Genomic DNA, 19,248 nt, shown 5'->3' with positions numbered 1-19,248 from the left:
CACGCGGCCGACCCGCGTGCCCGCGCGGTCAGCGCCCTGCGACCAGTGCGCCGGCGCGCTCGGCCAGCGCTTCCAGCGCGGACGTCCAGCCGACCTGCCTGCCGTCGCCACCGGGCGGGGGCGTCGTGCGCCCGGTCTTCGGTGCGGTCCGCCGAGCAGGTGCACGTAGTCGTGGGTGTCGGCCTTCGGCTGGACGAGCAGCACGACGGTGCGCTTGGGCCTGGGCAGCGCCAGGACGACCACGCGGAGCGAGTCCACCACCGCGACGCAGAGCTGCTGCGAGGTGCCGGTGACGCGGTAGTCGGTCGCCCGCACGCCCTGCCGGCGGAGCTTGTCCAGCCACGCCTCGACCTTCGCGCGGCTCCGCCGGTCGAGCCCCTCGACCTGCTCCCGCGCGTGCGGCGCGAGCACGTCGTCGCCGGGTGCCGCGAGGCCCTGCCGCAGGCCCTCGTCGTCGAGCAGCGCCCGGTCCTCCAACCACCACCGGATGACGTCGAGGTGTCGGCGCTGCGCGCGCAGGTCCCGGGCGACCTTGAACACGTCGTGCAGCCCGCGCGGGTCGACCGCCCGCCCGTCCGCCACCAGCACGCCGCGGTCGGAGAGCTTGCCGACCTCGCCCCGACCCAGGTCCAGCAGCTTGGCGGCCACGGCGGCGGGCACCGGCCCGATCAGCCCGTACAGGGTCCCGGCCACGTCGCGGAGGCCCCGGGCCGCGGCTTTGTCCTTGACCCGCTCCGCCACCGACGACACGTCGTCCACCGCGGCGAAGAGATCCCGCACCTGGTCCAGTTCCACGACCGACCCCCTCGCCCGACCCGACCCGGTGCCACCCTGTCGGATCGAGCGGGGGTGTGGCCATCAGCCGTTCGGGGCTCAGCCCTTGCGCGCTTCCACGGCGGTGTCCGGGTTGTCCGCGAACACGCCGTCCAGACCGGTCGCGTAGAACTTCGCGTACTCGCCGAAGGCGTTGCCGTACGCGGCCGGGTCGGTGGAGCTGCGGAAGTCCGCGGGCAGGAACGTGTTCTCGTTGCGGAACGTCCAGGAGTGCACGACCAGGCCGCGCGTGTGCGCGTCGCGCACCAGGGTGGTCGGCTCGCGCAGGGAACCGGCCGCGTCACGCGGGATGATCAGGTCCTTCGCCACGCCCACGCCCGACGCGTAGGTGCGGACCTCGCGCAGGCCGTCCGGCGTGACGAGGTCGCGGTAGGTGCGCTTGTCGCCGGCCTTGACGAAGTCGTACGGCGCACCCGACGCGTCGACCAGCTGCACCAGCGGCACGCGCAGCTGCGCCTTGAGCTGCTTGAGGTTCGCCACCTCGAACGACTGCACGTAGACCTTGGCGCCGTGCCGGTTCAGGCCGGCCCGGTTCAGCGCGTCGACCAGGCGCGGCTCCAGCGGCAGGCCGATGTCCTGGAAGTACGTCGGGTGCTTGGTCTCCGGGTACAGGCCGATGTCGCGCCCGAGCTCGCGGCTCAACCGCCGGGACAGGTCGATGACCTCCTCGAACGTCGGCACCTCGAACCGGCCGTCGTAGAGGGTGTTGCGCGGCCGGATCGCCGGGATGCGCTCCTTCGCCCGCAGGGTCTTCAGCTCGGCCAGGGTGAAGTCCTCGGTGAACCAGCCGGTGATCGACGTGCCGTCGACGACCTTGGTGGTCCTGCGCGCGGCGAACTCCGGCCGCGCCGACACGTCCGTGGTGCCGCCGATCTCGTTCTCGTGCCGCGCGACCAGCCGGCCGTCCTTGGTGACGACCAGGTCGGGCTCGACGTAGTCGGCGCCCATCCGCGCGGCCAGCTCGTACGACGCCAGGGTGTGCTCGGGCCGGTAGCCCGACGCGCCCCGGTGGCCGATCACCAGCGGGCCCCTGCGGGACGACGCCACCTCCGCCTCGCCGCTCGCCGACGCCCCGGGCAGCACCACCGCGCCCGCCACCGCGAGCGCCGCGAGCGCCACCCCGACGATCCTCGTCCGCACCATCGTCGACCTCCCATAAGGATCCCTGGACAGAGATTCCCGACGCGCGGCAGCCTCGTCGCGCACCGCGACGTCCCGGTCACGGTAGGGCGAAGTGCCGACCACGTCACGGTGAACGCGTGGTGGTGGGTTCGGTCGTCGTCACTCCCTGGATATGGCCGCTTCCTCCAGGTCGAGTTCGCGCAGCACCCGGAACAGCACCTCGTCGTCGATCTGGCCCTCGTCGCGGGCCTGGACGAACACCTGCCGCTCGGCCTCCAGCATCGTGCGCCGCAGCCGCCGGTACGACGCGGCCGGGCTCTCGTCCTCCTGCCTGCCCAGCCGCTCCCACGCCGCGTTGCCCCGGTGCTCGGCCATGATCCGGAGCCGGTCCACGACGTGCTCCGGCGTCCCCTCGGCGTCGCCGCCGACCAGCTCGTCCAGCCTGCGCACGGCCGCCTGCGCGGCGGCGTGCTGCACCTGCGCCTCGGCCAACGCGTCGGTGCGCTCCTCGTCGCCGCGGAACGCCAGCTTGCGGATCACGAACGGCAGCGTCAGGCCCTGGACGAGCAGCGTGCCCACGGTGACCACGAACGCGCAGAACACGATCATCTCCCGGCCGGGCAGGTGCAGCGGCAGCGCGCTCGCCGCGGCCAGCGACACCACGCCCCGCATCCCGGCCCACGACAGCACGGTCACCCCGCGCCACCCCGGCGCGCGCTCGCGTTGGCGGACCCGCTTCGACAGCCGGGGCAGGTAGGCCGCCGGGTACATCCACAGGAACCGCACCGCGATCGTCGCCACGAGCACGGCCGCCGCCGCCCACACCAGCCCGGAGGTGATGTCGACGTCGTGCACCACGGTGTTCAGCTGCAAGCCGATCAACGCGAACACGAACGACTCCAGCAGCGTGTCCACCGACCGCCACACCGCCGTGTCCTGCAGGCGCGTGTAGTACGAGCTGCGCGGCGCGTTGTGGCCGATGTAGAGCCCCGCGATGACGACCGCGAGCACACCGGAGGCGTGCAGCTCCTCGGCGAAGATGTACGCGCCGAACGGCACCAGCATGCCGAGCGCGCTCTCCAGCACACCGTCGTCGAGCCGGTCGCGCACCCAGCGCACGCCCCAGCCGATGGCCAACCCGACGATCACCCCGCCACCCGCGCTGATCAGGAACGTGCGGGTGCCGTCGACCCAGGTCGCGGCCACCCCGCCGGCCGCCGCGACGGCCACCTTGTACACCGTCAGCGCGGTGGCGTCGTTGATCAGGCTCTCGCCGGTGAGCAGCGTCATCGTCCGGCGCGGCAGGTTGAGCCGCCGTCCGATCGCGACAGCCGCCACCGCGTCCGGCGGCGCCACCACCGCGCCCAGCACCAGCGCCGCGGGCAGCGACAGCTGGGGCAGCACCAGGTGGGCGACCCAGCCGACGCCGATCGTGGTCGCCAGCACCAGACCCACCGCGAGCAGCCCGATCGGCCTGAGGTTCGCCCGGATGTTGTGGTACGAGCTGTCCAGCGCGGCCGAGTACAGCAGCGGCGGCAGCACCAGGACCAGGATCAGCTCCGGCTCCAGGGCGAACTCGGGCAGGCCGGGGATGAACGACACCGCCAACCCGACGCCCACCAGCACCAGCGGGGCCGACCAGTTGAGGCGCTTGGCGACCGCCGACACGAGCAGCGCGCCGACGAGCAACAGGAGCAGTTCCGGTCCGTGCATGTCGCAATCTTGCGTGATGATGGCGGGTATGACCTGTCCTCACGTCTCAGAGCTCCCGCAGTCGGTCGCGCCGGACAACCCCGAAGGCTGCGCCGACTGCCTCGCCAACGACGAGTACAACTGGGCCCACCTGCGGATCTGCCTGTCCTGCGGCCACGTCGCGTGCTGCGACTCCAGCCCCCGCCGGCACGCGACCGCGCACTTCCACGCCTCGGAACACCCCGTGATGCGGTCGTTCGAACCGGGCGAGGACTGGCGCTGGTGCTACGTGGACTCCGCCATCGTCTGAGGCTTTACAGTCCCTTTAGACGGTCGGCCTATGGCTGTGACCCGCGACACAAGTAGCTTCGGAAGCGCTCGATCCAGCGCGACGCGAAGGGGTGCGCGTGCCGACGAAGCCGCAGGTCGAAGTGGATGAACTGATCGCCGAGCACGACGAGGAGCGCCCGTCGCGCGCCTTGTCACGGCGGTGGGAGCTGGGCGTGCGGGTGGCGGCCCTCGCCATCGCGCTGCTCGTGCTCAAGCAGGTGTTCTGGCCGTTCAGCAAGGGCGGCCAGTACTACCTGGTGATCTTCCTGGCGGTCACGCTGCCGCTGGTCTTCCTCTGCTACCGGCCGCGCGGCAGGCGCGGCGAGGCCGACGACCCCGGCGTCGTGGACTGGGTGGCGGCGGCCCTGGCGCTGGTCGTGGGCGCGTACCCGTTGTTCGGCGGGTTCGACGCGTTCCTCGACCGCCAGGGGCAGCTGACCACCCTGGACGTCGTCGCCGGGTCCGTGCTGCTGCTGCTGGTCCTGGAGGCGTGCCGGCGGACGACCGGCTGGGTGCTGCCGATCGTCTGCGTCGCGTTCATCGCGTTCGCCTACTACGGCGGGTACCTGCCGCAGTCCTGGAGGATCTCGCACGCCGGCGTGGACTTCCCGCAGATCATCAACGGCTTCTACAACGACGCCACCGGGTTCTACGGCACGCCGCTGGACGTCGCCGCCACGTACATCGTGCTGTTCACGATCTACGGGTCGGTGCTCAACGCCTCCGGCGCCGGGACGTTCTTCGTGGACATCAGCTTCGCCGCGTTCCGCAAGTCCCGCACCGCGCCCGGGCGCACCGCCGCCACCGCCGGGTTCCTGCTCGGCACCGTGTCCGGCTCGGGCACCGCGACGACCGTCTCGCTGGGCGCGGTGACGTGGCCGATGCTGAAGAAGGCGGGCTACCCCAAGGAGAACGCGGGCGGGCTGCTGGCCGCGTCCGGCATCGGGGCGATCCTGTCGCCGCCGACCCTGGGCGCGGCGGCGTTCATCATCGCGGAGTACCTCGAGACCTCGTACCTCCAGGTGCTGATCTGGGCGATCCTGCCGACCCTGCTCTACTACCTGGGCATCGCGCTGGCCGTGGAGATCGACGCGCGCAAGTTCGGCGCGAAGCCGGTGGAGATCGACTCACCGAGCCCGTGGGCGCTGCTCAAGCGCGGCGGGTACCACTTCCTGTCGCTCGCGGTGATCGTGGTGTTCCTCGCGCTGGACATCCCGGTGTTCTCCGCCGTGGTCTACGCGACCGGTGTGGCGGCGCTGTTCGCGCTGGTCGCCAAGCGCGGTGACGTGCGCGAGTGGCTGCGGGCCATGGCGGACTCGCTGTCGAGCGGCGTGCGGTCGGCGCTGCCGGTGATCGCGGTGTGCGCGGCGGCGGGCGTGATCACGTCCACCATCACCAAGACCGGGCTCGGCCTGGAGCTGGCGTCGGTGCTGGTGGACATCGCCGCCGCGATCTCGTCGAACCCGGCGGTCGTGCTGTTCGTCACGGTGGTGCTGGCGGCGTTCGCGGTGAGCCTGCTCGGCCTGGCCGTGCCGGTGACCGCGTCGTTCATCATCTCGTGGGTCGTCATCGGGCCCGCGCTGTTCGAACTGGGCGTGGCGCACGAGGAAGCGGCCATGTTCATCTTCTACTACGCCGTGCTGTCCGAGGTGACGCCGCCGACCGCGCTGGCCGCCGTCGCCGCCGCCGCGATCACCGGCGGCGACGTCATGAAGACGATGTGGCGGACGTGGAAGTACACGCTGCCCGCGTTCCTCGTGCCGCTGGCGTTCGTGCTGACCGACAACGGCGCGGGGCTGCTGCTGCGCACGTCGTTCCTCGACGGGCTCTGGGCGTTCGCCGCCTCCGCGCTGGGGGTGGCCGCGCTGGCCGTGCTCACCGGCGGCTGGCTGTTCGGCCCGGCCCGGTGGCCGGAGCGCCTGCTGTGCGCGCCCGCCGCCGTGGCCCTGCTCTACCTGCAACCCGTCACCATCGCCGTCGGCCTGGGGTTCCTGCTGGCCGCGGTGGCGGTGCACGTCGTCCTACGCCGGAAGGCCCGCTCGGGAGGGGAACAGCATGCGCAGCTGGACGCTTAAGGTCGCCACGGGGGTGCTCGCGATCGGTCTCGTCGCCGCCGGGTGCGGCGGGAAGCGGACCCCCGACGCGGCGCCGGACGGCGACGCGGGCGGTGCCGCCTGCGAGGCGGCGGACGGGCGGATCACCATCGCGACCGGCAACTCCGGCGGCGTGTACTACGTCATCGGCGGCGGGCTGGCGAAGCTGATCAGCGACAACACCAAGCTCAAGGCCACCGCCGCCGAGACCGGCGCGTCGGTGCAGAACATCCAGCAGCTCGCCGCGGGCGACTACGACATGGCGTTCTCGCTGGCCGACACGGCGGCGGACGCGGTCGCGGGCAAGGGCGCGTTCGACGGCAAGCCGCAGCACGTCCAGGCGCTGACCCGGCTCTACCCGAACTACACGCAGGTGCTGGTCCGGACCGACTCCGGGATCGACTCCGTCGCGGACATGCGCGGCAAGCGGATCTCCACCGGGTCGCCGAAGTCGGGCACCGAGGTGATCGCCCAGCGGCTGCTCACCGCGGCCGGGCTGAACCCCGAGACCGACGTGCAGGCCCAGCGGCTCGACCTGGCCAAGACCGCGGACGGGATGAAGGACGGCAGCATCGACGGCCTGGTCTGGTCCGGCGGCCTGCCCACCGCGCAGATCACCGACATCACCACGTCGTTGAAGGGGCAGGTGAAGTTCCTCGACATCACGCCTCAGCTCGACGCGTTGAAGAAGGTCAACGAGGTGTACGACCGGGGCGTCATCCCGGCCGCCACCTACGGGCAGCCGGCCGACGTGCCGACCGTGGCCGTGCCGAACGTGCTGCTCGTGCGCGAGGACTTCCCCAAGGGTGACGCGTGCGCCGTGACCAAGCTCATCTACGCCAAGAAGGCGGACCTGGAGGCCGTGCACCCGGCGGCCAAGGACATCGCGGAGGACAAGGCGAAGATGACCGACCCGGTGCCGCTGCACCCCGGCTCGCTGGACGCACTGGGCGGATGACCGGCGGGGTCATCTAGGCTTCCGCACCGTGCGTGTCCTGGTCATCGGGTCTGGCGCCCGTGAACATGCCCTAGTCCTCGCCTTGTCGCGGGACCCCTCGGTGATCGCGCTGGCGTGCGCGCCGGGCAACGCCGGCATCGCCGGGGTGGCGGAGACCTACGGGGTCGACGTCACCGACGGTGGTGCCGTCGCGGCGCTGGCCGAGGAGTGGAACGCCGACCTGGTCGTGGTCGGGCCGGAGCAGCCCCTGGTGGCGGGTGCGGCGGACGCCGTGCGCGCCCTCGGGATCCCCTGCTTCGGCCCCTCGGCCGCGGCGGCCAGGATCGAGGGCTCCAAGGCGTTCGCGAAGGACGTCATGTCCGCCGCGGGCGTGCCGACGGCCGTGTCGGAGATCGTCGACAACCCGGCCCGGCTCGACTCGGCGCTGGCCCGGTTCGGCCCGCGGTGGGTCGTGAAGGACGACGGCCTGGCCGCCGGCAAGGGCGTGGTCGTCACCTCCGACCTCGCCGTGGCCCGCGCGCACGCCATGACGTTGCTCGACCACGGCCACCCGGTGCTGCTGGAGTCGTTCCTCGACGGACCCGAGGTGTCGCTGTTCTGCCTGGTCGACGGCGCCACCGTGGTGCCGCTGCTGCCCGCGCAGGACTTCAAGCGCGTCGGTGACGGCGACTCCGGCCCCAACACCGGCGGCATGGGCGCGTACTCCCCGCTCCCCTGGGCGCCGCCCGACCTGGTGGACACGATCGTGTCGACCTGCGTCCAGCCGGTCGTCGACGAGCTGGCGCGGCGCGACACGCCGTTCACCGGCCTGCTGTACGCGGGCCTGGCCCTGACGTCCATCGGGCCACAGGTCATCGAGTTCAACTGCCGGTTCGGCGACCCGGAGACCCAGGCCGTCCTGGCGCTGCTGCGCACCCCGCTGGCCGCCCTGTTCCACGCCGCCGCCACCGGCGCCCTGGCCTCCGCGCCCGCCCTGGACTGGGCCGACGGCTACGCCGTGACCGTCGTCATCGCCGCCGAGGGCTACCCCGGCCGTCCCCGCACCGGTGACGTCATCACCGGCGCCGAGGCCGACGGCGTGCTGCACGCGGGCACCCGCCGCCGCGAGGACGGCGCCGTGGTCTCCACCGGCGGCCGGGTCCTGTCGGTCGTCGGCACGGGCAAGACCCTGGCCGACGCGAGGACCGACACGTACCGCCGCCTGGAGGGCGTCCACCTGACCGGCTCGCACCACCGCACCGACATCGCGCTGCGCGCGGCGGAGGGCGACGTCACCGTCCCCTGACCGGCGGACCACCCCCGGCGTCGACCGCTCCCGACCCGCTGGAACCGGCTGGGGCGTTTCTTCGTCCAACCTCAGACCCGGCACACGCGGTCGTTGGTAGCCTCGAACCGGGTTCAATCCGTTACCGACCGTACGGGGGTAGGACGTCGTGGAACAGGAGAACGGCCTACTGGGAGCCGTCGCCGCCGCGGGGGGAGCCGTCGGCAGAGCGGTCGGCGAGATGTTCGCGGCGGAGAAGCGGCTGGGCGACACGATCGCCGCCGCTCCGGGCTCCGGCCAGAAGTTCCAGGTCAGCAAGGACACCGTGCTGCAGGCCGGCAAGATCATCAGTGATCAGGCCGAATCGCTCGCGAAGAGCCTGCGGCGCAGTGAGCGGAACCTCCAGGTCGACCTGCCCGCAGGCTCGGACCCGGTCAACCAGAGCATCGCCGAGGCCTGGAACTCCCGGCTGGTCGGCGGCGAGGACACCTACGCCGGCCGGGTCAAGCAGTACGTGGACAGCCTCGACGAGCTGGTGGTCCAGCTCAGGGCGGTCGCCACCCAGTACGGGTTCACCGAGGACGAGGTCACCTCGGCCTTCGGAGCAGCCGGTGCGCAGTAGGTTCCGGGGCGGCCTGGTGTGCGCCGTCGCCGCGAGTCTCGTCCTCCTCGGCTGCACCGCCGAGGAGCCGGGTGACGCGCGGCCGACCGGCGGTGGGTCGACGTCGAGCGCTCCCGAGCCGCCGACGAGCTCGAACTCGTCCCGGCCGAAGGAGATCAAGCTCGACGGCCTGGACCCGTGCCAGGTGTTGACGACCGACCAGATGAAGCAGTTGTCGGTGTCGGAACCCGACCTCCAGGAGAACGACCTGAGCGGCCTCGGGAAGTTCCCCCTGTGCGACTACTCGAGCAACGGGACCCCGAGGTTCGGCTACGGCGTCGGCCTGGTGACCAGCAAGGGCATCGACCACTGGCAGGGCAACGGCAACGTCGACGTCGAGCGGACCGAGGTGAGCGGCTACCCGGCCGCTCAGGTGGTGCTCTCCGGGACCGACAACGTCATGTGCTCGATCGCGGTGGACGTCGCGGACGGGCAGCAGCTGCTGGTGGACTTCAACCCGCTCGCGGACGACTACCCGCAGGACAAGATGTGTCAGAACGCGAAGAAGGCGGCTGAGCTGGCGCTCGTCACCTTGCCTACTCTGGTGTGAGGGGGAAGCCATGGGGTACCGAGAGATCACCGACTTCCGGTTCGAGGGATACGACAACCACGCGCTGGCCGCCCTCGTCCAGCAGTTCCAAGAGGGCGACGCCTCGCAGAAGTTCAGCGACGCCTCGCACGCCCTGCGCGAGTTGTCCGCCAGCCTCACCGAGGTGGACGAGACCCTGCGCAGCGAGCTGAAGAAGCTGGGCATCGACTGGCAGGGCGCCGCGGGCGAGCAGGCGAACCGGAAGACCACCGTCATGGCGGACTACGCCTCGGAGGCGGACCAGGCGGGCCAGCAGAACTCCCAGGCCACGGCCGTCCAGGGTGCGACCTACAGCCAGACGCGCAACAACATGCCCGAGCCGCAGCAGTTGCGCGGCGACACGGACACCAACCTCGTCGACGACGTCGGTGGGTTCTTCGGGTACGAGACCGACCACGCCAAGGAGGTCAAGGCGACCCAGGCGGCGCGGGAGCAGACCATCCGCGGGCTCGACCAGTACACCGAGGCCAGTCGCGACGCGCTCAACCAGTACCAGGGCATGAACAAGCCCCCGCAGTTCGACGTCACCACGGCGTCCTCCGTCGGCACGCCGGTCGCGTCGGTGGGCCAGCCCGGTGGCGTCACGCCGTCGATCCCCGGTAGCGTGCCCGGTGGCGGCTCCGCCCACGTCCCGGGTGGCTCGACCGGCCTGCCGCCGCAGCTGCCCGGTCAGCTGCCCGGTGGTCAACTGCCCGGCCGGCTGCCCGGTGGTTCCACCGGCCTGCTGCCCACCACTCCTGGTGGGCCGACGGTCATCCCGCCGGTCGCGTTGGGCCGGACCGGCGGCGGGTCGAACTTCGGGCTGGGCCTCGGCCTCGGGTTGGCCGGCGGGCTCGGGTTGGGCATCGCGGCGACGCAGGCCCGCGGCGGGCGCGTGGTGCGCGGTGCGTCCCCGGCGCTGCCCGGCGGCGGCAAGCTGCCCGAGGGTTCCGCCGGCGGCAAGGGCACCGGTGGCAAGGGTGGCGCGCTGACCGGCAAGCCCGGCGTCTCCGCGACGATCGGCGCCATCGAACCGGACGAGCGCATGCCCGCCCGCGGTGCGGCCGGCGCCGGCGGCAAGGCCGGGTCGGGTTCCTCGATGTTGCAGCCCGCGGCGAGCGCCAAGGGCGGCCCCGGCGAGGAGGACGGCGAGCACGTCCGCAAGTACGGCGTCGACTCCGACGACGTGTTCGGTGACGAGCGGATGGTCGTGCAGTCGGTCATCGGCGACGACGAGCCCGAGAAGCAGTGACGTGAGCGGCACGGTTGTCCTGTCCACGCTGGAGTTCGACGTGGCGTGGGAAGGGGAGCGACTGACCCGCCGCAACGTCGCGCTGGACGTGCCGAGCCCGGGCATCACGCACACCGAACGGGCCGTGTTCGTGGACCAGGCCTGGGGCTCGCTCGCCGAGCGCGGACTGGCCGTGAACCGTCGGTTGACGCCCGAGCTGGCCGACGCGTTCGCGCTGCTGGCCAACCCGCAGGTGTCGATCGACCTGTGGATCTGGGTCGACCGCCGCAAGATCAAGGGTCTTGCGGCGGCGTCCGGTGACGAGGCCGTCCTCGCCGTGGTCGACGGCGACGAGGTGTGGCTGATCGAGTCGCGGGCCAGTGCGCTGGCCGAGGCGGCGGTGTCGGTCGCCGGTGACATGCCCGCCGGGTACGGGCGGTCCATCAGCCTGCCGAACGACGTGCTGCGCGCGGCGTCCGACGAGGCCGGGAGGGACGCGGAGAAGCTGGTGCTCGCCCTGGAGCGGCGCGGCCTGGCGCTGCACGAGGCGCAGGAGCTGGCCGGCATGTGCGACGGCATGGGCACCCGCGGCCAGTTCGGGGCGGAACGCGCCCAGCCCGCCGGGCCACCGGTGCGCGCCGGCCGCGTGGTCGCGTGGCACGACACCCCGTCCGGCCGCTACCTGCACCAGGTCCGGCCCAGCTCGGACGGCCGCAACTGGAGCACGATCACGCCGATCGACAACGCCCGCCTCGCCGGGTGCGTGTGGGAGCTGCTCCAGGAGGTCTGACTTCCGCGATCGGGTCCGACCAGTTGTGACCGGACGGAACCCGTGCGTCCCCGGCGGCGTCAGTTCCGGTGCGGGCCTGGGGGGCCGGAGCAATGCCCGCCGTCATCCGGGAGTGACGTCAGGTGACCACAGCGATCCTCAGCGCGAGCGCGTTCCGCGCCGCCTGGGAACACCTCGACCTCGGCGCGATGCCGATCGTCCTGCACGTCCAGGACGATCCCGCGCCGTGGAGCGACCTCACCGCACAGGGCCTGGCCCGCGGTGGTGAGCTGGACCCCTGGCTCGGTGCGGCGTTCAAGCTCATCGCCTACCCGCCGCGCTCGGCGGACCTGCGGCTGGGCATCGGCAGCTCCGCGGTGCGCGCGCTGGCCGCGTCCACCGGCACCGGCACGGTCCTGGCCGTGCTGACGCGGGACCTGATCACCGTGCGGGAGCTGGACGTCGACCTCGCCACCGCGCTGGTCGCGCTGCTGCCGGAACTCCCGGACGGCCGGGTCGGCGGACCGGACCTGCGCGGCCAGTTCGGCGCGGCCGCGGTCGACGGGAGCGGGCGGCGCAGACGGGCGGCGGACGTGGTCGACTTCCACGGCCCGACGGACCCCGACGTGCTGCGCGAGGGGATCATCGGTCTGTTGGACGAATTCCGTGGATAACGGCGGTGCGCACGCTCGTCCCGCTCTACAGTCGGGTAATGGCGGTCGCGAAGTTCAATGCCGAGGCGATGGAGCAGTGCCGGAGCACGGTGAGCACGCAGGCGGGGCAATTCGGGGCGGTGGGCGACGGGTTCTCCGGCCTTTACGCCGATCCGGACATCTTCGGCAAACTGGCGAGTTCGGGCGGGCTTTCCGCGGCGGCGTCGGAACTCGACGCGAAGGCGGGCGCCGAGTTCGCCGCGGCGGAGTCGGTGCTGGGCAAGGTGGAACGCGCGATCGACGCCGTGCAGCAGTCCGTGGTCGACGTGGAGACCGCCAACGCGGACTCCTTCCGGGTGGTGTGAGCTGATGGGAGCCACGGACGAGGTCGCCGCGCTGCCCGGCGGGCAGGCGTTGGCGCAGTTGGCGGACAAGGTCGACACCGCGCAGCCGGACGCCGTGAAGGAGATCGCGAACCGGTGGAAGCAGGCCGCCACGAAGGCCGGTGAAAGCGGTGCCGCGGTCCGGCAGTCGGTCGCGCAGCTCGACGGCGCGTGGCAGGGCGGTTCGGCCGACGGATTCGTCGCCTACATGGACGGATTCACCAAGAGCGGCAATTCGCTGACCGACGCGTTGACCGCCGCGGCCGGTGATCTGGAGTCCGCGGCGACGGCGTTGGAAACGGCGAAGACGTCGGTCGAGCGCATTTGCGAGAACCTGCTCAGCCGGGTGCGCCAGCTCCGCCGGCAGGCCCACGGCATGCCGCAGGAGGACGTCGACTCGGCCATCCGCGGCATGTGCCAGGAGGCGGCGGGCGACGCGCAGCCGGTGGTCGAGCAGGCCGAACAGGCGTTGAGCGCCGCGCTCGGTGCGCTGCAGGGCCGGGCGGGGTCGATCACGCCCGCGTTCAGCACCATGGCGGACCCCGACACGCAGCCCTTCACGCCCGCGCCGGGCAAGACGATCGAGTGGACCCCCGCGCCCGAGCCGGCCTCGGAGACCACGACGTCGTCCGCCTCGTCGCAGCCCACCAGTGGGGCCGGCTCCGGCTCTGGTTCCGGCTCTGGTTCCGGGGGCGGGTCGGGCGGTGGCTCCGGTGGTGGGTCCGGTTCGGACTCCGGTGGTGGTGGTGGTGGTGGAGGCGGCATGGGCGGCCTCGGTCCCAGCGGCGGTCCGCCGTCGAGCGGCCCGCCGCCCGGCAACGTCGAGGAGTGGATCCGCGAGGCGATCAAGATCCTCCAGGCCGCCGGCATCCCGGTCACCGAGGACAACATCGACGAGATCTGGACGATCATCGAGAAGGAGTCCGGCGGCAACCCGCACGCGATCAACGACTGGGACTCCAACGCCGCCAAGGGCACGCCGTCGAAGGGGTTGATGCAGTGCATCGACCCGACCTTCCAGGCGCACAAGCTGCCCGGCCACGACGACATCTGGAACCCGGTCGACAACATCATCGCCGGCGTCCGCTACACCTTCTCCCGCTACGGCGGCTTCGAAGGCCACCCGGGTCTGAAGTCGATGGCGGGCGGCGGCGGCTACCAGGGCTACTAGCGGGCCAGGCATTCCGCGGGGACCAGGCGTTCCGCCGAGGCCAGACGCCCGCCGGGGTCGAGCGTCCCGCCGGGACCAGGCGTTCCGCCGGGGTCGAGCGGCCATCGGAGTCCGGTGACTGCCGGGTCGGGCGGCACCGCCAGAGTCGGGCGGCTGCCAGGTCGGGCGGCGATCCGGTCGGGCGGCGATCCGGTCGGGCATCCCGTCGAGGTCGGCCCGTCGCCGGGGGTCGAGCGGCCACCCGAGTCGGCGGCTGTCGGGTCGGGCGGCACCGCGGCGGTCCGAGGACTGCTGGGTGGGCGGGCACCGCCGAGATCCGGCGACTGGGTCGGGCGGCACCGCTGGCGGTCCGGGGACTGCAGGGTGGGGCGGGGACCGCTGGGGTCCGGCGACTGCCGGGTCGGGTGGTCGCTGACGTTGAGCGGCTGCCGGGCCCGGTCGGGCGGCAGCGCCGGCGGTTGGGTGGGTTCGGGGTCGGCGGTCAGAGGTGGGTGTTCGTCGGGCTCGGGGTCAGGGCCAGGTGTTCGCCTCGGCGTCGAACAGGGCTTGGTCGCTGTGCACCGGCAGCACGCACAGCAGGTGGCCGCCCGGCGCGCGCAGCACCCGGCACTCCAGCCACTGCGCCACCTGGGTCGCGCCCAGCGCCAGCAGGCGCGCGGTCTCGGCGTGGACGTCGTCGGTCTCGATGTCCAGGTGGAACCGGGGTTCGTCGTCCACCGACTGCACGGCTGCCACGAGGTTCGGCAGCGCGCCGTGCAGGGAGGTGAACTGCTCCTCGCTCGGGACCGGCCGGGCGGTGGCGCCCAGCGCGGCCGACCAGAAGGCCGCCGCCTCGCCGGCCTCCGCCTGCGGCGTGTCGATCAGCAACGCATAGACACGGCTCCGGTGCATGGCGTCGACAGTAGTGGTGACCTGCGGATCCTTTCGACGGCTCGATTAGCCTCACCGGCATGGTGGGTGTTTCCAGTCGTGCAGATGTGCCTCCTTTCCACGTCATGGAGGTGCTGTCCGCCGCCGCTCGGCGGCAACGGCTCCTGGGCGACGTCGTGTCGCTGGCAGCCGGGCAGCCGTCCAGCCAGGCCCCGACACCCGTGCTGGAGGCGGCCCACCGAGCCCTGCGCGAGCAGACGCTCGGCTACACCGAGCAGCTCGGCATCGTGGAGCTGCGGGAAGCCCTGGCGGGCCACTACCACCGGCAGTACGGGCTCGACGTCTCCGCGGACGACGTCGTGGTGACCACCGGCTCGTCCGGCGGCTTCCTGCTCGCCTTCCTCGCCGCCTTCGAGGCGGGCGACCGCGTCGCCCTCGCCCGGCCCGGCTACCCCGCCTACCGCAACATCCTCAAGGCCCTCGGGTGCGAGGTGGTCGAGCTGGCCTGCGGACCGGAGACCCGGTTCCAGCCCACGGTGGCCATGCTGGACGAGGCCGGGCCGCTCGACGGGCTTGTGGTGGCCAGCCCGGCGAACCCGACCGGCACCGTGCTGTCCCCGCCGGAGCTGGCCGGCTTGGCGACCTGGTGCGCCGAGCACGACGTGCGGCTGGTCAGCGACGAGATCTACCACGGCATCAGCTACGGCACGCCCCTCGCCTGCGCGTGGGAGACCTCCCGCGACTCCATCGTCGTCAACTCCTTCTCCAAGGCGTTCGCCATGACCGGCTGGCGGTTGGGGTGGCTGCTGCTGCCGCCCGACCTGCGGCAGGCGGTGGACCGGTTGACGGGCAACCTCACGCTCTGCCCGCCCACGCTGGCCCAGCACGCGGCCGTCGCGGCGTTCGAGCCCGAGTCGTACGCGCAGACCGGCCGCCTGGTCGAGGGGTACCGCCTCAACCGGGACGTGCTGCTCAAGGGCCTGGCGGACCTCGGCATCGACAAGGTGGCGCCCGCCGACGGCGCCTTCTACGCCTACGCCGACGTCTCGCACCTCACCGACGACTCGATGGACTTCTGCCGACGCCTCCTGGACGACACGGGGGTCGCGATCGTGCCGGGCATCGACTTCGACCCCGCGCACGGGCACGAGTTCATTCGGATGTCCTTCGCCGGGGCCGGCCACGACATCGAGGAGGCGGTCCGGCGCTTGGGTGGTTGGTTGTCGTCATCATGATGACAGTTGTACTCCCGGTCGGGGCTTGGTGGGGGAACCGAACCGGGAAGCCAGTCGTTCGGGTGACATGGTCCGGATAATCCTGTGGCTGCTCGCGGCCTGGCTGGTGCTCACCGTGCTCGGCGCCGTCATCAAGGGCGTCTTCTGGCTCGCGGTGATCGGCGGCGTGCTGTTCCTGGGCACCGCCGCGTACGGCGCGATCAAGAGCGGCAAGCGCCCGAAGGGCATCAAGGGCCCCTGAGGACTCCCGGGAGCTGGTAAAACGCCGCACCGACCCGCACCATGGGTCGGTGCTCGTGACCGATGAACGCCGCCTCGACCAGTGGGAGCGCCGCGCCGAGTGGCCGCTCACGGGCCTCGCGGTCCTCTTCGTGGTGGCCTACGCCTGGCAGGTCCTCGACGACCGCTCGACCCCCGGCGTGCACGCCGTGCTGGAGGTCGTCCTCTGGCTGGTCTGGCTGATCTTCGCGGTGGACTACGCCGCCCGCCTCAGCCTCGCCGTCGACAAGCGCAGGTTCATCGTCACCCACCTGTTCGACCTGTTCACGGTGGTGCTGCCGATGGTCCGCCAGCTGCGCGTGCTGCGGCTGATCACCGTGCTGCAGGTGCTCAACAAGCGGTTCGCCGGCCGGTTCCGGCAACGCGTCGGCGTCTACGCCGCGGGCGTCACCGTGCTGGTCGGCCTCTGCTCCTCGCTGGCCGTGCTGGACGCCGAGCGCCACCACCCGGACGCCACCATCACCACGTTCGGCGACGCCACGTGGTGGACGCTCACCACGATCTCCACCGTCGGCTACGGCGACCGCTACCCCGTCACGTGGGAGGGCCGCCTGGTCGCGGCGCTGCTGATGATCGGCGGGATCGCCCTGCTCGGTGTCATCACCGGCACGATCGCCTCCTGGCTGGTCGAACGGCTGAGCGGGGTCGAGGAGTCGGTGGCCGAGGCCGAGCAGGCGACGGCGGCCGAGCTGCGCCTGGTCCGGGCGGAGCTGGCCGAGCTGCGCGAGGAACTGCGCGCCGCGGGCTCCGGCAAGCGCTGAAACCCCGGCCCGCTACGACGCCAGCACCTCGCGGGCGTGGGCGGGGCCCTGCCAGAGCACGCCGGTCAGCCCGGCCGCGACCGCGCCGTCCACGTTCTCCTGCCGGTCGTCGAAGAACACGCACTCGCCCGGCTCCGCACCGATCCGCCGCGCCAGCGCGGCGAAGATCCGCGGGTCCGGCTTGGCCACCCCGACGTCACCGGAGAACACCAGGTGCCGGAAGTACCCGGCCCACGGCTGCCGCTCGGCGGTCCGCGCGAGCGACACGGGCGCGTTGGACAGCAGCGCCAGCGGCACCCCGGCCGACGCCAGCTCCGCCACCAGCTCCACCGCCGCGGGCTCGGGTCGCAGCCACCCCCGCACGTCGACCTCGGTCAGCCGCCGGGTCAGCTCCTCGTCCACCGGCACGCCCACCGCGTCACCGACCGCCCGCCAGTACTCCAGGTCGGGCCGACCCGCGTCGTAGGTGTCCCGCGAGGCCCAGTACGCGTCCGCGAACGCCTCGACCGGCACCCCGAGCAGCGCCGCCAGGGCGGCCATCTCCCCGTTCGGCTCGCTGATCACCCGGCCGTAGTCGAAGACCACCCAGCGCACGTCAGCTCGCCGACCCGATCCGCTTCAACGCCTCGGCCACGTCCTCCGCGCCGACGTCGCGGTGCAGCACGAACCGCACCTTGCCCGCCATCGGCCCGGCGAACACGCCCAGGTGCCGCAACCCGGTCAGCGTGACCTCCAGGTCCGGCACGCCGGCCAGCACGATGTTCGTCTCCGGCTCGTCCACCTGCCAGCCCAGCTCCGCCAGCCCGCGCGCCAGCGTGCGGGCGTTGGCGTGGTCGCGCGCCAGGTCGTCGATGCGCCCCAGCCCGACCAGGCCCGCGGCGGCCAGCACGCCGCCCTGCCGCACGCCGCCGCCGAGCATCTTGCGCACCCGCCGCGCCTCGGTCACGAACAACGACGACCCGGCCACCACCGACCCGACCGGGGCGCCGAGGCCCTTCGACAGGCACACCTGCACCGTGTCGACGCCGACCGTCAGGGCCGCGGGCGGCAGCCCCAACGCCACCGACGCGTTCCACAGCCGCGCGCCGTCCAGGTGCACCCGCAGGCCGGTCTCCTTCGCCGCCGACACCAGCAGCGCGTGCTCGTCGGGCTGCGTCACGGCCCCACCGGCCGCGTTGTGCGTGTTCTCCAGGCACAACAGGGACGTGCGCAGCGTGTAGTACGGCCCGGAGGTGCCCGCCGCCGCGCGCACGGCGTCCGGCGACACCCGGCCCGGCCCCGCGTCGCACTCCATCGGGTGCGGCATGCCGCCCGCGATCCACGCCGCCGTGCCGAGCTCGTTGTCCAGCACGTGCGCGCCGCGCGGCGCGAGGAACCGGTCGCCGGGTCGCAGGTGCACGGTCAACGCGATCAGGTTGCCCATCGACCCCGACGGCACCCACAACGCCGCCTCGACGCCCAGCAGCTCCGCGACGCGTTCTTCCAGGTGACGCATCGTGGGGTCGTGGTCGAGCACGTCGTCGGCGACCTCGGCGGCGGACATGGCCAGTCTCATGGCCTCGTCGGGCCGGGTGACGGTGTCGGAGCGGAAGTCGAGTGGCGAGAGCTGGGTCACGAATGGATCACATCACACCGGGCAAGCCCTGACCCGATCGCGTCGGCGGTACCACGATGGGGGTGACGCAAGTCTCGGTCGACCGGCGTGCAACCGTGGACGCCACCGGTTCCGTCCGGTAAGTGCAAGCACGACGAGCGGAGAGAGTCCGCGTGGATCAGCGCGACGAGCAGGAGTTCGCGGAGTACTTCGTGGCTCGCCGGGAGGCCGTGCGCCGAACGGCGTTCCTGCTCTGTGGTGACTGGCACCGGGCGGACGACCTCGCGCAGACCGCGTTCGTCGCGTTGCACCGCAGGTGGCGCAAGGTCCGGGACAAGCAGGCCCTGGACGCCTACGTCCGCCGGACCCTGGTGCGCGCGGTGATCGACGAGTCGCGCCGGCCGTGGCGGCGGGAGCGCTTCGTGGACCAGGTCCCGGAGACGCCCTCGGGCGACGGCGAGGTGGCGGACTCGGTGGCGACGCGCGAGGCGCTGGTCGCGGGCTTGCGGCGGGTGCCGCCCCGGCAGCGGGCGGTGCTCGTGCTCAGGTTCCTGGAGGGCCTGGACGTCGCGGCGGCGGCCGAGGCGCTGGGGTGCTCCGAGGGCACGGTGAAGAGCCAGACCTCGCGGGGCCTGGAGGCCCTGCGCGAGGCGCTGGGCGACACCATCGACGACTTGCGGCCGGCGTCGTGAGCGGGAGGGGGAGGTAGGTGGACGAGCAGAAGCTCGCCGAGCTGTTCCGCGACGCGACCCGCGGCGCCCCGCCGCCGTCCTTCGACGT

21 protein-coding genes are annotated in these 19,248 nt (G+C 72.5%); 15 read left to right on the top strand and 6 right to left on the bottom strand.

Annotated elements, in window-relative coordinates; genetic code table 11:
• From AB0G02_RS12690 to AB0G02_RS12680, 3 genes are all read right to left on the bottom strand, one after another.
• Nucleotides 1–795, bottom strand: a 795-nt coding sequence (locus tag AB0G02_RS12690) for a hypothetical protein (protein WP_360793107.1), incomplete at its 3' end; no start/stop codon positions are given.
• Between the two features lie 78 nt (nucleotides 796–873).
• The gene (locus tag AB0G02_RS12685; RefSeq protein ID WP_360793105.1) at nucleotides 874–1,977 is read right to left on the bottom strand and encodes a glycerophosphodiester phosphodiesterase; all 1,104 of its coding nucleotides are present in this window, start codon (nucleotides 1,975–1,977) and stop codon (nucleotides 874–876) included.
• A gap of 138 nt (nucleotides 1,978–2,115) precedes the next feature.
• Nucleotides 2,116–3,669 (bottom strand): Na+/H+ antiporter, encoded by a 1,554-nt coding sequence (locus AB0G02_RS12680; RefSeq protein ID WP_360793103.1) that lies wholly within the window; start codon nucleotides 3,667–3,669, stop codon nucleotides 2,116–2,118.
• A gap of 28 nt (nucleotides 3,670–3,697) precedes the next feature.
• Between AB0G02_RS12680 and AB0G02_RS12675 the strand changes: the two genes are divergently transcribed.
• The 11 genes from AB0G02_RS12675 (at nucleotide 3,698) to AB0G02_RS12625 (ending at nucleotide 13,729) form a co-directional block, all read left to right on the top strand.
• Nucleotides 3,698–3,958 (top strand): UBP-type zinc finger domain-containing protein, encoded by a 261-nt coding sequence (locus AB0G02_RS12675; protein ID WP_360793101.1) that lies wholly within the window; start codon nucleotides 3,698–3,700, stop codon nucleotides 3,956–3,958.
• 97 nt (nucleotides 3,959–4,055) lie between these two features.
• Nucleotides 4,056–6,053: a TRAP transporter fused permease subunit gene (locus AB0G02_RS12670; RefSeq protein ID WP_360793099.1), complete on the top strand. Its 1,998-nt coding sequence runs from the start codon at nucleotides 4,056–4,058 to the stop codon at nucleotides 6,051–6,053.
• Nucleotides 6,034–7,029 (top strand): TAXI family TRAP transporter solute-binding subunit, encoded by a 996-nt coding sequence (locus AB0G02_RS12665; RefSeq protein ID WP_360793098.1) that lies wholly within the window; start codon nucleotides 6,034–6,036, stop codon nucleotides 7,027–7,029. Before AB0G02_RS12670 ends, AB0G02_RS12665 begins: the two co-directional genes overlap by 20 nt.
• A gap of 28 nt (nucleotides 7,030–7,057) precedes the next feature.
• Nucleotides 7,058–8,314 carry a phosphoribosylamine--glycine ligase gene (gene purD / locus AB0G02_RS12660; protein ID WP_360793096.1) on the top strand — a complete coding sequence of 419 codons (1,257 nt, stop codon included), beginning with the start codon at nucleotides 7,058–7,060 and terminating at the stop codon, nucleotides 8,312–8,314.
• A gap of 148 nt (nucleotides 8,315–8,462) precedes the next feature.
• Nucleotides 8,463–8,915, top strand: coding sequence for a hypothetical protein (locus AB0G02_RS12655; protein WP_360793094.1), 453 nt, complete (start codon nucleotides 8,463–8,465; stop codon nucleotides 8,913–8,915).
• Complete coding sequence (locus AB0G02_RS12650; RefSeq protein ID WP_360793092.1) at nucleotides 8,905–9,504, top strand: DUF3558 domain-containing protein; 600 nt, start codon at nucleotides 8,905–8,907, stop codon at nucleotides 9,502–9,504. The genes AB0G02_RS12655 and AB0G02_RS12650 overlap by 11 nt, the downstream gene beginning before the upstream one ends.
• 10 nt (nucleotides 9,505–9,514) lie before the next feature.
• Nucleotides 9,515–10,774 carry a PPE domain-containing protein gene (locus AB0G02_RS12645; protein ID WP_360793090.1) on the top strand — a complete coding sequence of 420 codons (1,260 nt, stop codon included), beginning with the start codon at nucleotides 9,515–9,517 and terminating at the stop codon, nucleotides 10,772–10,774.
• A gap of 1 nt (nucleotide 10,775) precedes the next feature.
• Nucleotides 10,776–11,543, top strand: a complete 768-nt coding sequence (locus AB0G02_RS12640; RefSeq protein WP_360793088.1) for an ESX secretion-associated protein EspG — start codon at nucleotides 10,776–10,778, stop codon at nucleotides 11,541–11,543.
• 122 nt (nucleotides 11,544–11,665) lie between these two features.
• Nucleotides 11,666–12,196 carry an ESX secretion-associated protein EspG gene (locus AB0G02_RS12635; RefSeq protein WP_360793086.1) on the top strand — a complete coding sequence of 177 codons (531 nt, stop codon included), beginning with the start codon at nucleotides 11,666–11,668 and terminating at the stop codon, nucleotides 12,194–12,196.
• A 38-nt stretch (nucleotides 12,197–12,234) separates the two neighbouring features.
• The gene (locus AB0G02_RS12630; protein ID WP_360793084.1) at nucleotides 12,235–12,540 is read left to right on the top strand and encodes a hypothetical protein; all 306 of its coding nucleotides are present in this window, start codon (nucleotides 12,235–12,237) and stop codon (nucleotides 12,538–12,540) included.
• A gap of 4 nt (nucleotides 12,541–12,544) precedes the next feature.
• A complete protein-coding gene (locus AB0G02_RS12625) occupies nucleotides 12,545–13,729 on the top strand; it encodes a transglycosylase SLT domain-containing protein (protein ID WP_360793082.1) in 1,185 nt (394 codons plus the stop codon).
• 510 nt (nucleotides 13,730–14,239) lie between these two features.
• Here AB0G02_RS12625 and AB0G02_RS12620 read toward each other — a convergent pair.
• A complete protein-coding gene (locus AB0G02_RS12620) occupies nucleotides 14,240–14,620 on the bottom strand; it encodes a VOC family protein (RefSeq protein ID WP_360793080.1) in 381 nt (126 codons plus the stop codon).
• A gap of 59 nt (nucleotides 14,621–14,679) precedes the next feature.
• Between AB0G02_RS12620 and AB0G02_RS12615 the strand changes: the two genes are divergently transcribed.
• The 3 genes from AB0G02_RS12615 to AB0G02_RS12605 all read left to right on the top strand — a co-directional run bounded on the left by AB0G02_RS12615 (nucleotide 14,680) and on the right by AB0G02_RS12605 (nucleotide 16,874).
• On the top strand, nucleotides 14,680–15,834 hold the full coding sequence (locus AB0G02_RS12615) for a pyridoxal phosphate-dependent aminotransferase (RefSeq protein WP_360793078.1): 1,155 nt from the start codon (nucleotides 14,680–14,682) through the stop codon (nucleotides 15,832–15,834).
• 67 nt (nucleotides 15,835–15,901) lie between these two features.
• On the top strand, nucleotides 15,902–16,075 hold the full coding sequence (locus tag AB0G02_RS12610) for a hypothetical protein (RefSeq protein ID WP_360793076.1): 174 nt from the start codon (nucleotides 15,902–15,904) through the stop codon (nucleotides 16,073–16,075).
• Nucleotides 16,076–16,124: 49 nt separating this feature from the next.
• Nucleotides 16,125–16,874 (top strand): ion channel, encoded by a 750-nt coding sequence (locus AB0G02_RS12605; protein ID WP_360793074.1) that lies wholly within the window; start codon nucleotides 16,125–16,127, stop codon nucleotides 16,872–16,874.
• 12 nt (nucleotides 16,875–16,886) lie between these two features.
• On the opposite strand, the gene AB0G02_RS12600 is transcribed toward AB0G02_RS12605, so the two are convergent.
• Together AB0G02_RS12600 and AB0G02_RS12595 are read right to left on the bottom strand one after the other, a co-directional pair.
• Nucleotides 16,887–17,468 (bottom strand): HAD family phosphatase, encoded by a 582-nt coding sequence (locus AB0G02_RS12600; protein ID WP_360793072.1) that lies wholly within the window; start codon nucleotides 17,466–17,468, stop codon nucleotides 16,887–16,889.
• A gap of 1 nt (nucleotide 17,469) precedes the next feature.
• A complete protein-coding gene (locus AB0G02_RS12595) occupies nucleotides 17,470–18,489 on the bottom strand; it encodes a GntG family PLP-dependent aldolase (protein ID WP_360793070.1) in 1,020 nt (339 codons plus the stop codon).
• A 152-nt stretch (nucleotides 18,490–18,641) separates the two neighbouring features.
• On the opposite strand from AB0G02_RS12595, the gene AB0G02_RS12590 reads away from it, so the two are divergent.
• Nucleotides 18,642–19,160 carry a SigE family RNA polymerase sigma factor gene (locus tag AB0G02_RS12590; RefSeq protein ID WP_360793068.1) on the top strand — a complete coding sequence of 173 codons (519 nt, stop codon included), beginning with the start codon at nucleotides 18,642–18,644 and terminating at the stop codon, nucleotides 19,158–19,160.
• Nucleotides 19,161–19,248 lie beyond the last annotated feature (88 nt).

The sequence above is a fragment of the Actinosynnema sp. NPDC023658 genome, assembly GCF_040639995.1.
Classification (GTDB): domain Bacteria; phylum Actinomycetota; class Actinomycetes; order Mycobacteriales; family Pseudonocardiaceae; genus Actinosynnema.
Note: the sequence above shows the minus strand (reverse complement) of the source record. Positions and strands in the feature narration are given on the sequence as shown.

Excerpts from the sequence above, each read along its gene's own strand:
- AB0G02_RS12680 (WP_360793103.1), bottom strand. The coding sequence starts at position 3,669 with ATGCACGGACCGGAACTGCTCCTGTTGCTCGTCGGCGCGCTGCTCGTG.
- AB0G02_RS12645 (WP_360793090.1), top strand. The coding sequence starts at position 9,515 with ATGGGGTACCGAGAGATCACCGACTTCCGGTTCGAGGGATACGACAAC.
- AB0G02_RS12615 (WP_360793078.1), top strand. The coding sequence starts at position 14,680 with ATGGTGGGTGTTTCCAGTCGTGCAGATGTGCCTCCTTTCCACGTCATG.
- AB0G02_RS12685 (WP_360793105.1), bottom strand. The coding sequence starts at position 1,977 with ATGGTGCGGACGAGGATCGTCGGGGTGGCGCTCGCGGCGCTCGCGGTG.
- AB0G02_RS12675 (WP_360793101.1), top strand. The coding sequence starts at position 3,698 with ATGACCTGTCCTCACGTCTCAGAGCTCCCGCAGTCGGTCGCGCCGGAC.
- AB0G02_RS12620 (WP_360793080.1), bottom strand. The coding sequence starts at position 14,620 with ATGCACCGGAGCCGTGTCTATGCGTTGCTGATCGACACGCCGCAGGCG.
- AB0G02_RS12630 (WP_360793084.1), top strand. The coding sequence starts at position 12,235 with ATGGCGGTCGCGAAGTTCAATGCCGAGGCGATGGAGCAGTGCCGGAGC.
- AB0G02_RS12625 (WP_360793082.1), top strand. The coding sequence starts at position 12,545 with ATGGGAGCCACGGACGAGGTCGCCGCGCTGCCCGGCGGGCAGGCGTTG.
- AB0G02_RS12665 (WP_360793098.1), top strand. The coding sequence starts at position 6,034 with ATGCGCAGCTGGACGCTTAAGGTCGCCACGGGGGTGCTCGCGATCGGT.
- AB0G02_RS12610 (WP_360793076.1), top strand. The coding sequence starts at position 15,902 with ATGGTCCGGATAATCCTGTGGCTGCTCGCGGCCTGGCTGGTGCTCACC.